Annotated in this window: 12 protein-coding genes and 2 pseudogenes; 6 read left to right on the forward strand and 8 right to left on the reverse strand. The window is 57.9% G+C overall.

Annotated features, from left to right (window positions below):
• Window positions 1-4: 4 nt before the first annotated feature.
• The 3 genes and pseudogenes from AC07VR_RS24350 to AC07VR_RS24360 form a co-directional block, all read right to left on the reverse strand.
• Window positions 5-325: pseudogene (locus AC07VR_RS24350) on the reverse strand (acyl-CoA dehydrogenase family protein); the annotation flags it as partial.
• Window positions 326-465: 140 nt separating this feature from the next.
• A complete protein-coding gene (gene ssuD, locus AC07VR_RS24355) occupies window positions 466-1611 on the reverse strand; it encodes an FMNH2-dependent alkanesulfonate monooxygenase (RefSeq protein WP_495012802.1) in 1146 nt (381 codons plus the stop codon).
• Window positions 1612-1664: 53 nt separating this feature from the next.
• Window positions 1665-1775, reverse strand: a pseudogene (locus tag AC07VR_RS24360) (FMN reductase); the annotation flags it as partial.
• 399 nt (window positions 1776-2174) lie between these two features.
• On the opposite strand from AC07VR_RS24360, the gene AC07VR_RS24365 reads away from it, so the two are divergent.
• The 4 genes from AC07VR_RS24365 to AC07VR_RS24380 all read left to right on the forward strand — a co-directional run bounded on the left by AC07VR_RS24365 (window position 2175) and on the right by AC07VR_RS24380 (window position 6398).
• Window positions 2175-2444, forward strand: coding sequence for a hypothetical protein (locus AC07VR_RS24365; RefSeq protein ID WP_494993842.1), 270 nt, complete (start codon window positions 2175-2177; stop codon window positions 2442-2444).
• Window positions 2445-2542: 98 nt separating this feature from the next.
• Entirely contained in the window at window positions 2543-3157 is a 615-nt protein-coding gene (locus tag AC07VR_RS24370) for a LysE family translocator (RefSeq protein WP_495012803.1), read from the forward strand.
• A gap of 207 nt (window positions 3158-3364) precedes the next feature.
• The gene (locus AC07VR_RS24375; protein WP_495012804.1) at window positions 3365-4534 is read left to right on the forward strand and encodes an aminotransferase class V-fold PLP-dependent enzyme; all 1170 of its coding nucleotides are present in this window, start codon (window positions 3365-3367) and stop codon (window positions 4532-4534) included.
• Window positions 4535-4589: 55 nt separating this feature from the next.
• Complete coding sequence (locus AC07VR_RS24380; protein ID WP_495012805.1) at window positions 4590-6398, forward strand: aminopeptidase P family protein; 1809 nt, start codon at window positions 4590-4592, stop codon at window positions 6396-6398.
• A gap of 15 nt (window positions 6399-6413) precedes the next feature.
• Here the strand turns inward: AC07VR_RS24380 and AC07VR_RS24385 are convergent, their stop codons facing one another.
• Window positions 6414-7328, reverse strand: coding sequence for a LysR family transcriptional regulator (locus AC07VR_RS24385; protein WP_494993846.1), 915 nt, complete (start codon window positions 7326-7328; stop codon window positions 6414-6416).
• A gap of 113 nt (window positions 7329-7441) precedes the next feature.
• Here AC07VR_RS24385 and AC07VR_RS24390 point away from each other — a divergent pair, with 113 nt between their 5' ends.
• On the forward strand, window positions 7442-8440 hold the full coding sequence (locus AC07VR_RS24390; RefSeq protein WP_494993847.1) for a zinc-dependent alcohol dehydrogenase family protein: 999 nt from the start codon (window positions 7442-7444) through the stop codon (window positions 8438-8440).
• On the opposite strand, the gene AC07VR_RS24395 is transcribed toward AC07VR_RS24390, so the two are convergent.
• Both AC07VR_RS24395 and AC07VR_RS24400 read right to left on the reverse strand, forming a co-directional pair.
• Complete coding sequence (locus AC07VR_RS24395) at window positions 8437-9027, reverse strand: 2-hydroxychromene-2-carboxylate isomerase (RefSeq protein ID WP_494993848.1); 591 nt, start codon at window positions 9025-9027, stop codon at window positions 8437-8439. The two genes, AC07VR_RS24390 and AC07VR_RS24395, sit on opposite strands and share 4 nt — an antisense overlap.
• 36 nt (window positions 9028-9063) lie before the next feature.
• Window positions 9064-9804, reverse strand: coding sequence for an SDR family oxidoreductase (locus AC07VR_RS24400; protein WP_495012806.1), 741 nt, complete (start codon window positions 9802-9804; stop codon window positions 9064-9066).
• A gap of 92 nt (window positions 9805-9896) precedes the next feature.
• Between AC07VR_RS24400 and AC07VR_RS24405 the strand changes: the two genes are divergently transcribed.
• Window positions 9897-10466 carry a TetR/AcrR family transcriptional regulator gene (locus AC07VR_RS24405; RefSeq protein ID WP_494993850.1) on the forward strand — a complete coding sequence of 190 codons (570 nt, stop codon included), beginning with the start codon at window positions 9897-9899 and terminating at the stop codon, window positions 10464-10466.
• Window positions 10467-10478: 12 nt separating this feature from the next.
• On the opposite strand, the gene AC07VR_RS24410 is transcribed toward AC07VR_RS24405, so the two are convergent.
• Both AC07VR_RS24410 and rhtA read right to left on the reverse strand, forming a co-directional pair.
• The gene (locus AC07VR_RS24410; protein ID WP_494993851.1) at window positions 10479-10760 is read right to left on the reverse strand and encodes a hypothetical protein; all 282 of its coding nucleotides are present in this window, start codon (window positions 10758-10760) and stop codon (window positions 10479-10481) included.
• A 168-nt stretch (window positions 10761-10928) separates the two neighbouring features.
• Complete coding sequence (gene rhtA / locus AC07VR_RS24415; protein ID WP_494993852.1) at window positions 10929-11816, reverse strand: threonine/homoserine exporter RhtA; 888 nt, start codon at window positions 11814-11816, stop codon at window positions 10929-10931.
• Between the last annotated feature and the right edge of the window lie 235 nt (window positions 11817-12051).

Consider the following 12051-nt stretch of genomic DNA (forward strand, 5'->3'; position numbering starts at 1 on the left):
CATGCGGCGTTGATCGTTCCGGTCGCGAGAACAGCCGAACCGTGGCCAGCATCAGGTGATGAAAACCGAAGACATGGGCAATCGAACTGTCGACCTTGGCGAACTCGCGGACGATGTTCAGGGATTCGCTCCAGCCAGCATCGAGGCTGCCGTATTGGGCAGGAATACTCAGGGCCAGCAGACCGCTTTGGCGCAAGGCGTCACGCTGGGCTTTCGGCGTGTCGCCGCGTTCATCGCGTTCAACAGCGGTTTGGGCAAACTCGGCAGCCAATGCACGGGCGGTCTGCAACGGGGACAACAGGGCGCTTTGCGGCTTGTCGGTCACGCGATGCTCCTTCTATGTGACGATCCAATCTCTGCGTAGGAGCGAGGCTTGCCCGCGATGAACGATAACGCGGTCCGTCTGGACAAACCGCGGTGACTGCATCGCGAGCAAGCTTCGCTCCTACAGAGGCAAGGTGGGGTTCAGGCTGTGGCTTTTGTAGGCAGAACGTCATTGGCGATCATTTCGCCGAATGGCCCGGTGAGGTTGGTGATACCGCGACCGGCGAGGCTGGCGTAGGGTTCCGGCAGTAGCGGGAACACCAGCTCGGCGAAGCGGTAAGCCTCTTCCAGATGTGGGTAGCCAGAGAAGATGAAACTCTCAATGCCCAAATCCGCGTACTCCTTGATCCGCGCCGCCACGTGCTGCGGATCGCCCACCAACGCTGTCCCGGCACCGCCACGCACCAGACCGACGCCGGCCCAAAGATTGGGGGCGATCTCCAGATTGTCACGCCGGCCGTCATGCAACGCGGCCATGCGTCGCTGACCTTCGGAATCGAAGCGCGAGAAGGATTTCTGTGCCGAGGCGATGGTTTCGTCACTGATGTGTTCGATCAGCTTGTCGGCGGCTTTCCAGGCTTCGTCGGCCGTTTCGCGAACGATCACGTGCAAGCGAATCCCGAATTTCACGGTACGGCCCTGACGAGCCGCGCGTTCACGGACATCGGCCAGCTTTTTGGCGACAGCCGCCGGCGGCTCGCCCCAGGTCAGGTAGACGTCGACTTGCTCGGCGGCCAGATCATGGGCAGCCTCGGAAGAACCACCGAAATACAGCGGCGGATAAGGCTTCTGCACCGGCGGATACAGCGCCTTGGCGTTCTGCACCCGCAAATGCTTGCCTTCGAAGTCCACCGACTCGCCTTGCAGCACCTGGCGCCAGATCTTGAGGAATTCATCAGTGACTTCGTAGCGTTCGCTGTGATCGAGGAAGCTGCCGTCGCCACGGTTTTCATCCGGGTCACCGCCAGTCACCACGTTGATCAGCAGACGGCCATTGGACAGCCGATCAAGGGTCGCGGCCATGCGCGCCGAAACGGTCGGCGAGATGATCCCCGGACGAATGGCTACCAGGTAACGCAGGCGTTCGGTCAACGGCACCAGGGCCGAGGCGATCACCCACGAGTCTTCGCACGAACGCCCGGTGGGGATCAGCACACCGTGATAGCCGAGGTTGTCCGCGGCCTGAGCCACTTGCTTCAAATAATTGAGCGTGACCGGGCGCGCGCCCTGGGTGGTGCCCAGGTAATGGCCGTCGCCGTGAGTGGGGAGAAACCAGAAAACATCCATGACAGGTCCTTAAGCGATTTTCAGCAAATTGTGTGGGTGCACGCGAAACAACGTATCGGCAACTGCCTGGCCAATTCCGCGAGCACGGCCTGGGTCAGCACCAATGTGCGTAAGGGGCGGTAAGTGCCACCCAAGAGGGCTACGACGTTCAAAGGGCGCGACATGAACAGTTCCTTTTCAAGCAGTTGCTCAAGGAGCAGTGAGTAGTGAGCGGGTTTGAGCAAGAGCTGTACCAAGCGGCCGAAGCCTTTGTCTGCGGGGCTTTCAGCGGTTTCTATTCAGGCTGCTGTGTGTTTGTTGAGCGCTGTTTTGTTGATTGACTGTTGCAGGGCCAACAGTTGCCTGGCCAACAGTCAGCGCGGCGCAGGTCCGTTATAAAGGCTCTTTGTTATTCATCAAAATATCGTAAATAGATATTTATAGAACTATAGTGAATATGTGGAATTTGCCTGAACGGCTGTTGCCCAAACCAATAGCGACTATCGAGAGCGTTGATTTTTGTCGGTGAAGGCGCGGGAGTAGCCTGTATCCATTGCGTAACGCCAGCTTGTCAGGAGCCCCTCATGAATCGTTTATTCGTCACTTCTTTGCTGCTTGCCGCCTCTGTTCTCGCCGGTTGTGCGAGCCATCCTTCCCCTGAATTGCGGCCGTACACCGCCGAGGAAAGCAAGGAATTGGCGCTGGAGGCATTGAACCGTCGCGGGTTGTCATACGATGAATACCAAATGAAAAAAGCCGAACTGCTCGGCCAGCCACAGAAAGCATTTGGTTTCGACACAAAAGGCGAAATGAACGCCGAGCGCGGTGTGAGCCACCATCGGCGCCCAAGCTGAGTGGACTGTACTGCTCAAACTTTGAGGCAACTGTCCGTGGGTTTCGCCAAGGCGCTGCGATAGGGTCAACACCTGACTGACCCTAATGGAATGCGCCCATGACCCTCTCGCTGGATTTGCTATTGGGCTTCGCCCTGTTTGCCCTTGTCACCTCGATCACCCCAGGCCCCAACAACACCATGCTGCTGGCCTCGGGCGTCAATTTCGGTTTCAACCGCTCCATCCCCCACATGCTTGGCATCACCTGCGGCTTCTTCATTCTTGTGCTCGCCGTCGGGTTTGGCCTGGGTGCGGTGTTTCAAACCTATCCGCTGCTTTACACCGTGTTGCGTTATGTCGGCGCGGCCTATCTGCTGTACCTGGCGTGGAAAATCGCTCATAGCGGTCCAGTCTCCGAGACCGGACAAGGTCACGCCAAACCCGTCAGTTACTGGGGGGCGGCGGCATTTCAATGGGTCAATCCCAAGGCCTGGATCATGGCGATCGGTGCCATCAGCACCTACACGCCGTTGCAGGGTTATTTCGCCAACGTGATTGTCATTGCCGCGGTCTTCGCCGTGATCAACCTGCCGAGCGTCAGCGTCTGGGTGGCCTGCGGCAGCCTGTTGCGCAATGTCCTGCGTGATCGGCGCTGGTTGCGAGTGTTCAATTGGGGCATGGCTCTGCTGTTGGTTGCCTCCCTGTACCCGATGCTGCACGAAAGCTTTAGCTGACTTAGGCTTCAACCCGGAGTCCGATGCCTGTTAAGCTCAACTTCAGGAGCGTTCCTACGCACTTTTAAGAGAAGTTGTCTTCCTTTAACTGCATCCGATCAGGTATTGCTGACGTTTTACCGTTTTGCGCCGCTCCCGGGTTGGCGCCGGCCAACGTTTTCACCACCGAGCACACCTGATCCCGGAACACGCTCTGCGAGTCTTTTTATGAATAAACGTCCTTTGTATTTCGACTACGCCGCTACCACGCCGGTGGATGAGCGGGTGATCCAGGTGATGGTCGACTGTCTGGGGTTCAGCGGTAACTTCGGTAACCCGGCCTCCAGCTCCCATGTCTTCGGCCAACAGGCTCGACAAACAGTTGAGCACGCTCGCCGACAGGTGGCCGAGCTGGTCGGCGCAGAGCCTTCGCAGATCGTCTGGACCTCCGGCGCCACTGAATCGAACAACCTCGCTCTCAAGGGCGTCGCCCAGGCTCGCGGTGTTGCGGGTGGGCATATCATTACCAGTCAAATCGAACACAAGGCGATTCTCGATACGGCCAGGCAGTTGCAGGATGCCGGCGTCGCCGTGACCTATCTGGTGCCGGATGCCGAAGGTCTGATCACCGCGCAGGCGGTCAGTGAAGCGATGCGCGAGGACACCTTTCTGGTGTCGCTGATGCTGGTCAATAACGAACTCGGCACCGTCAACGACATCCCGGCCATCGGCCAGGTGGTGCGTGAACGAGGCGCGTTGTTTCACGTCGATGCCGCCCAAGGCGCTGGCAAAGTGGCGATCGATCTGGCCGAGTGGCCGGTGGATCTGATGTCGTTCTCCGCACACAAGATCTATGGTCCCAAGGGCATTGGTGCGCTATACGTCGGCCCACGTGCGCAGCAACGTTTGCAGGCGCAGATCCATGGTGGCGGGCACGAAGGCGGTTTGCGTTCCGGGACCCTGGCGACTCATCAGATCGCAGCCATGGGCGCGGCGTTTGCCCTTGCGGCAGAGTTCTTCGACGAAGAGGCTGCAACCATTGTGCGCTTGCGTGAGCGGTTGCTGGCGCAACTCGGCAGTCTTCCTGGATTGCAGCTCAACGGCAGCGCGACCCAGCGCATTCCCCATACCTTGAGCCTGACGTTCAACGAGGGCGAGTTCAATCCGGCGGCGTTAAGTGCTTTGATTGCTTTTTCGGCGACCTCGGCCTGCAACTCGGCGAGTAACGCGCCGTCCCACGTATTACTTGCGTTGGGACATGACGCGTGGGCGGCGAGTCGCACGATCCGTCTGAGCCTCGGGCGCTTCACCACCGAGCAGGATGTCGATCAAGCGGCACAATTGATTAAAGCTTCATTCGCCAGCGCACCGGCGTTCTGGGCAGCTGCCCAGCCATAAGGGCTGATCCGCATCTGCACCCAATAATAATGATGAGTGATTAGCAGGAGACACAATGAGCACGCAGTCTTTGACCAACGGAGTGGTTTCCCGGCGCCTGGCGCAAACACGCGAGCTGATGAGCCGGGAGGGCATCCACGCCCTGCTGGTGCCGTCGGCCGATCCACATCTGTCGGAATATTTGCCGGGCTATTGGCAGGGACGGCAATGGTTGTCGGGTTTTCATGGTTCGGTCGGCACGCTGATCGTGACCGCGGATTTCGCCGGCGTCTGGGCTGACAGCCGTTATTGGGAGCAGGCGACCAAGGAGCTCAAGGGCAGCGGCATCGAGTTGGTGAAACTCCAGCCTGGGCAACCAGGCCCGCTGGACTGGCTAGCTGAGCAAACGCCCGAAGGTGGCGTGGTGGCCGTCGATGGCGCGGTCATGGCGCTGGCTTCGGCGCGTAGTCTGGGCAGTAAACTCCAAGAGCGTGGAGCTCGGCTGCGCACTGATATCGATGTATTGAGCGAAGTCTGGCAAGACCGTCCAGCGCTGCCGAATCAGCCGATCTATCAACACTTGCCGCCTCAGGCCACCATAAGCCGTGGCGAGAAACTCGCCAGGCTGCGCCAGAGCTTGAAGGAGCGCGGTGCCGATTGGCATTTCATCGCGACCCTCGATGACATTGCCTGGCTGTTCAACCTGCGTGGCGCTGACGTGTCGTTCAACCCGGTGTTCGTTTCGTTCGCATTGATCGGGCAGCAGCAGGCGACACTGTTTGTGGCGCTGAGCAAAGTCGATGCGCAACTGCGCGCGATCCTCGAACAGGATGGCGTGACCTTGCGCGATTACAGCGAAGTCGCCGCGGCATTGAGCGCAGTACCGAGCGGCGCGAGCCTGCAGGTCGATCCTGCGCGGGTGACGGCGGGTCTGCTGGATAATCTGGGCAGCGGTGTAAAACTGATCGAAGGGCTGAACCCGACCACCTTGGCCAAATCGCAAAAGAGCCTCGCCGATGCCGAGCATATTCGTCAGGCCATGGAGCAGGACGGCGCGGCACTCTGTGAGTTTTTCACCTGGCTGGACACTGCGTTGGGTAGCGAGCGGATTACCGAACTGACCATCGATGAGCACCTGACGGCAGCGCGTACCCGTCGTCCGGGCTATGTCTCGTTGAGCTTCAACACTATCGCGGCGTTCAATGCGAATGGCGCGATGCCGCACTACCACGCCACCGAAGAAGAGCACGCGCTGATCGAAGGCGATGGTTTGCTGCTGATCGACTCGGGCGGTCAGTACCTGGGCGGCACCACCGACATTACCCGCATGGTGCCGGTCGGTACGCCGACTCAAGAGCAGAAGCGTGACTGCACGCGGGTGCTCAAAGGCGTGATCGCGTTGTCCCGGGCGCAATTCCCACGGGGCATTCTGTCGCCGCTGCTGGACTCCATCGCCCGTGCGCCGATTTGGGCCGAGGGTGTCGATTACGGTCACGGCACCGGTCATGGTGTCGGTTACTTCCTCAACGTCCATGAAGGTCCGCAGGTGATTGCCTACCAGGCGGCGCCGGCACCACAAACGGCGATGCAGCCGGGAATGATCACCTCAATAGAACCGGGCACGTATCGTCCTGGCCGCTGGGGTGTGCGGATCGAGAACCTGGTGTTGAATCGTGAAGCGGGCAGCACCGAGTTCGGTGAGTTCCTCAAGTTCGAAACCCTGACCCTGTGCCCGATCGATACCCGTTGCCTGGAGTCGGCGTTGCTGACTCAAGACGAGAAAGAGTGGTTCAACGGCTATCACGCGCAAGTGCGTGAGCGTTTGAGTCCGCTGCTTGAAGGCGCCGCTCTGGAGTGGCTGAACACCCGAACGGCGGCTATTTAAATCAGCTCAGCGTCATCAGCCCTGGGGCGGTGGCGCAAGCTCAGGCGCGTGAGCCAGCGCCTCGGTCATATAGTCGATGAATGCATTGACCCTGGCGGATTGGCGACGATTCGCCGGGGACACGGCATAAATTGGCAGCGACTGTGGGCTGTAGTCCTGCAGAATCGCCACTACCCGACCGGCCCGTAAATCCTCACTGAACAACCACACGGGCGACAGCGCAATGCCTAGCCCTGCGAGCACCATTTCGCGTATCGCCTCCGAGCTATTACTTTGGGCATTGCCCTTGATCCGCACGTTGTGGCGTTCTCCATTCTTCTTGTAAATCCATTGGTTCTGGCTACTCAGCAGGTTGAACAGCAGACAGTTGTGCTGGCTCAGTTCTTCGGGCGTGAGTGGCAGGCCCTGGCGGGCGAGATAGTCAGGGCTGGCAACCGTCACACGGTAGGTGGTACCGACCTTGCGGGCGATAAGGCCGCTATCGTTCAGTTCGCCGATCCGGAAGGTGACGTCCAGGCCCTCGCTGACCAGATCCTGATTGTGGTCGTTGAGTTGCAGGTCAATTTGCACCTGTGGATAACTCGCCAGAAAGCCCGGCAGGCGCGAGGCAATCTGCAAACGCCCGAAACTGACGGATGAGCCGACCCGCAAGTTGCCGGCCACGGTTTCCCGGCCCGACTGAAAGCTGTGTTGCGCGGCGTCCACCGCGGCGAGGATTTGCCGACATTGCGTGTAGTAACGCTGACCTTCATCGGTCAGCGACAGTTGCCGGGTGCTACGGGAAATCAGTTTGCCGCCCAGCTCGATCTCCAGCGCTCTCAGCACTTTGCTGATGGTGGGTTGGCTGGTCTGCAATTCCCGGGCGACAGCGGAAAAACTGCCGCGCTCCACCACTCGAACAAAAATCGCCATTGCATTGAGCTTGTCCATGGGTGTTCTCATTCATGCCAAATGGGCATGCTCACTATAGCTATATAACGTCTTATCGGTATGAGTCAGGTGGTGGATGATCAACTCAACTTCCCTGACATGAGATCGCGAAAATGACTGACATACGTGAGATGAATGCTCTGATTGTCGATTCGGCTAATGCGCCTTTTCGCTTGGCTGTTTTAAACGTCCCCGAACCAGAAGCGGGCCAGGTATTGGTCAGGATTGCAGCCAGCGGGGTCAATCCGCTGGACGCAAAGATACGTGCGGGACAAGCAGCCCACGCACGTCAACCTTTGCCTGCGGTGCTGGGTATGGACCTGGCAGGAACCGTTGAAGCGCTGGGTGCCGGCGTAAGCGGATGGCAGATCGGCGATGAGGTTTATGCCATGGCGACCGGTATCGCGGGTTTGCAAGGTTCTCTGGCCGAATTCGCCGTCGTCGATGCGCAATTGTTGGCGCTCAAACCGCGCAATTTGAGTATGCGTGAAGCAGCGGCGCTGCCCTTGGTGCTGATTACCGCATGGGAAGGGTTGGTGGATCGCGCTCACGTACGAGCAGGGCAGTCGGTGTTGATTCACGGTGGCGCGGGAGGCGTCGGACATATTGCAGTGCAGCTCGCTCAAGCCTTCGGTGCGGATGTGTTTGCCACTGGTTCAGCCAGGCAGCGGGGCATTATCGAAGGTTTTGGAGCGACCTTTATCGACTATCGGCAAAGCCCGGTTGAACACTATGTAGAGGAGCACACGGCAGGCGAGGGGTTCGATATCGTTTACGACACGGTGGGCGGTGAAACGCTGGATGCGTCGTTCAAGGCTGTGCGCAACTATTACGGTCATGTGCTGAGCTGCCTCGGTTGGGGGCAACACAGCCTTGCGCCATTGTCCTTTCGGGGCGCGACTTATTCTGGAGTGTTCACGTTATTGCCGTTGCTGACGGGCAAGGGCCGTGATCATCACGGGCAAATTCTTGCTCAAGCGACTCGGTTGATCGAAGCCGGCAAGCTGACTCCTTTGCTCGATCCTCGGCAGTTCGGTTTGCAAACCGCCGAAGCCGCCTATGACCTGCTTGTTGCGGGGCAAGCGCAGGGTCGGCTGGTCATCGAGATTTAACTCAAGGCTTCGAGGACAAAGTCCAGACGGTCTTGGCCGAAGAACAGCTGGTTATCGACAAACATGCTCGGCGCGCCGAACACGCCACGTTGCAACGCCTGTTCGGTTTTGTCCTTTAGGGCGGCTTTGATCTCCTCATCGTTGGTCAGCGCCAGGATTTCGGTCGGGTCAAAGCCCTTCTCCGTCAACACCGCAGCGACTATCGCAAGGTCATTGAGGTTGCGCTTATCAACCCACAATGCGCGGAAAAGACAGTCGATAAAATCGAGGAAACGTTCCGGATGACGCAGTTGCATGCCGGTGACTGCGCGCATCAGTAAAAGGGTGTTGACCGGAAAGTGTGGATTGAAATTGAGCGCAACCTGATAGCGTTTGGCGTAACGCTCCAGATCGTCAAGCATGTAGCGCCCTTTGGCTGGAATGCTGATGGGGGAGGCGTTGCCGGTGGCTTTGAATACACCGCCCAGCAGCATGGGTTGATAGATAAGCTGGCTGCCGGTTAGGGCGCAGATTTTTGGTAATTGGGTATAGGCCAGGTAAGTGCTGGGGCTGCCGAGGTCGAAGAAGAACTCTACGGTTTTACTCATGGTGGGTGCTCTCTGATTATTGTTATGGGGGAGGGCTTACCAACGTTCGCTCCATGGTCGTAGATCCAGCTCGAAGGTCCAGGCATCTCGCGGCTGACAGTGCAGGTACCAATAGTTCTCGGCAATGTGTTCCGGATTAAGGATGCCGTCTTGATCCTTGAGCGCGTACTTCTGCGGGAAGCTGTCGCGAATAAAGTCCGTATCAATGGCACCGTCGACGACGATATGAGCGACATGGATGTTCATAGGACCCAGTTCGCGGGCCATGCTTTGGGCCAATGCGCGAATTCCATGTTTGGCGCCGGCAAACGCGGCGAAACCGGCAGCTCCACGCATCCCGGCTGTCGCACCGGTGAACAGGATAGTGCCCCGTTGGCGGGTGGCCATGCGTTTGGCGACTTCACGAGCGTTCAGGAATCCCGAGAAGCAGGCCATTTCCCATATCTTGAAATACTTGCGCGCGGTTTCTTCAAGGATGCTGCACGGTACATTGGCGCCGATGTTGAAGACGAAGGCTTCGATCGGGCCGATCTGGCTCTCGATCTGTTCGACCAGCGCAATCACGTCCTCTTCTTTGCGTGCATCGCAGGCGAAGCCATGTGCCTGGCCCCCTGCTGCCTGGATAGCATCGACCAAGGGTTGCAACTTGTCAGCGCTACGCCGAGTGACGCAGGCGATAAATCCCTCCTGGGCAAAACGCTTGGCTATTGCGCCACCGGTGGCATCGCCTGCGCCGACCACCAATACGACTTTGTTGTTATTTATGGCTGTAGTCATGGGTATCGCCTTTTTAGTAAACGATCGTTAGCTAAACGAACGTTATGCTACGATCTCAAATGCGTCAAGGTGATAGATTCATAGGGGGAACGATGCGTTATTCAGCCAGCCACAAGCAGGAAACCAGAGAGCGATTGCTGGAAAGCAGTGCTGTGTCCGCCAAGAAAGAAGGTTTTTCCACGGTCGGCGTCGATGGTTTGATGAAAGCGATAGGGCTCAGCGGTGGGGCTTTCTACAGTCACTTTTCGTCAAAAGATGAGCTGTTCAGTTCGATTGTCGAGCGTGAGCTGAGCCAGAGTCTTGAGCGGTTAAGCGGGGATGGTGAGCAGAATCGGGCAAGGCTTGAATGTTGTCTCAAACATTATTTGAGCATGGCGCACGTTGAGCAGCCCGAAACAGGTTGTGCCTTGCCGGCGTTGGGAGCCGAAATCGCTCGCTCCGACATCGCTGTTCGGCAGCAGGCGGAGCAGTGGATTTGCCGATTGCAGGAATGCTGGGCCCGGACATTAGGCAGCGACTCTCTGGCGTGGGCGATTTTGTCGCAATGCATTGGCGCGCTGGTTGTGGCGCGGATGCTGGTAAATCCCCGGATTCAACGCAAAGTCCTGGAGTCGAGTTACGCCGAGATCGGTCACCAGATCAGAAGACTGCACGTTGAATGAAGCGGTGTCAGCTTATTTACAGATGACGATCATGCTGCGGCTCGTATAGCCGGCGGGATTGAGGCCGAAGGGGTAGTCACCGGGGTCTTCTACAGCGTCGCCCGATTTGGCGATCACTTTGTAGCCCTTGGCGCCGCATGAATTGGCGGCACTGGTGTAACACTTGTCCCAGGAAGAGGACAGGCCAGAGCAGTTGATATGCAGTCCCGTCTTTCCGCGCTTTGTTTCGGTTTTTGAGGTCGCAGCACAGCCTGCAATGGCAAGTACGGCTAACAGTATCAAAACTCGTTTCATGCCCTTCCTTTTAGCTCGCTTCGGGTCTGGCACCCGAGTCTGGCTTTATCCGCTCTAGCGTGTCGCGTTGACGATGTCCCTATTCGAAAAATCCAAGGCTTACACAGAGTTACAGCCTAAACATGGCCTAATTGAGCGGTAAATGCCAGAGCTTCGTCAAATCCAGTTTCAATCGGCTGCGAGCAAGGGACTGGATTCGCGGCGCATAGTCATGGTGGCACCGACGGAGGCGAGGATGATGCAAGCAATGGCCAGCCATTGGGCCAGGGACAGGTATTCGTGAAGGAACAACAGCCCTGACAAGGCACCGAAAGCAGGTTCGATGCTCATCAAGGTGCCAAAGGTGCGAGCTGGCATTCTGGTGAGGGCCACCATCTCCAGGGTGTAGGGCAGGGCAGTAGAGAGAATGGCGACTCCAATGGCTATCGGGATCAAGGACGGAGTCAATAAGGCTGCTCCTGCATGGACGATGCCGATAGGCGCTACGAATAAAGCGGCAATCATTACACCCAGTGCGGCGGTTTGAACGCCGTTGTCTGCACCGGCCTTTTGGCCGAACAGGATATATAACGCCCAGCAGATACCCGCGCCAAGCGCATAACCAGCACCTATAAGGTCGATTCCGGCACTGGTGTCGCCCGCGGGGATCAGCAGTAGCAGGCCGATGACCGCCAAGCCGATCCACAGAAAGTCGATCGCCCGGCGTGACGCATATATAGCAACCGCCAGGGGGCCGGTGAACTCCAGGGCAACCGCAATTCCCAGAGGGACGCTTCTGAGTGACATATAGAAGAGGAAGTTCATGCCTCCAAGTGCCATCCCGTAGACGATTACCGTGCGCAAGGACCTGGCTGTGAGTTTGGCGCGCCAAGGGCGTAGCAGCAGCAACATGATGATGCTGGCAAAAATCAGGCGTAGCGTCGTAGTGCCTTGGGCTCCCACAACGGGGAACATGCTTTTGGCAAGAGAGGCACCGGATTGGATTGAAGCCATGGCAATAAGCAGCAGGCCGACCGGGAACAGAGTCGAGGCGAGGCTGCGGGGCTGGTCAGTCATTACGAGGCATCATCCGGAGTAGTAGAGACAGAAAGGTATATGCGCGGTACATGATGCTCAACTCATACGTCATGAGCAATATACTGCTCACACTGTTTGTGCGCCTCTTATATAAGCAGGGCTTTCGACGTTTTCGACCATTGTTGATAGATAATTTGAATTAACCCTTGACGGCAGAATCTGGAAGCCTATAATTCGCCCCACTTCCGGCGCAGTCGAAACGGAAAACTCCTTG

This window comes from Pseudomonas sp. GW821-FHT02H09 (genome assembly GCF_059421425.1).

Excerpts from the sequence above, each read along its gene's own strand:
- AC07VR_RS24375 (WP_495012804.1), top strand. The coding sequence starts at position 3,365 with ATGAATAAACGTCCTTTGTATTTCGACTACGCCGCTACCACGCCGGTG.
- AC07VR_RS24390 (WP_494993847.1), top strand. The coding sequence starts at position 7,442 with ATGACTGACATACGTGAGATGAATGCTCTGATTGTCGATTCGGCTAAT.
- AC07VR_RS24380 (WP_495012805.1), top strand. The coding sequence starts at position 4,590 with ATGAGCACGCAGTCTTTGACCAACGGAGTGGTTTCCCGGCGCCTGGCG.
- AC07VR_RS24400 (WP_495012806.1), bottom strand. The coding sequence starts at position 9,804 with ATGACTACAGCCATAAATAACAACAAAGTCGTATTGGTGGTCGGCGCA.
- rhtA (WP_494993852.1), bottom strand. The coding sequence starts at position 11,816 with ATGACTGACCAGCCCCGCAGCCTCGCCTCGACTCTGTTCCCGGTCGGC.
- AC07VR_RS24365 (WP_494993842.1), top strand. The coding sequence starts at position 2,175 with ATGAATCGTTTATTCGTCACTTCTTTGCTGCTTGCCGCCTCTGTTCTC.
- AC07VR_RS24405 (WP_494993850.1), top strand. The coding sequence starts at position 9,897 with ATGCGTTATTCAGCCAGCCACAAGCAGGAAACCAGAGAGCGATTGCTG.
- AC07VR_RS24410 (WP_494993851.1), bottom strand. The coding sequence starts at position 10,760 with ATGAAACGAGTTTTGATACTGTTAGCCGTACTTGCCATTGCAGGCTGT.
- AC07VR_RS24385 (WP_494993846.1), bottom strand. The coding sequence starts at position 7,328 with ATGGACAAGCTCAATGCAATGGCGATTTTTGTTCGAGTGGTGGAGCGC.
- AC07VR_RS24395 (WP_494993848.1), bottom strand. The coding sequence starts at position 9,027 with ATGAGTAAAACCGTAGAGTTCTTCTTCGACCTCGGCAGCCCCAGCACT.
- ssuD (WP_495012802.1), bottom strand. The coding sequence starts at position 1,611 with ATGGATGTTTTCTGGTTTCTCCCCACTCACGGCGACGGCCATTACCTG.
- AC07VR_RS24370 (WP_495012803.1), top strand. The coding sequence starts at position 2,543 with ATGACCCTCTCGCTGGATTTGCTATTGGGCTTCGCCCTGTTTGCCCTT.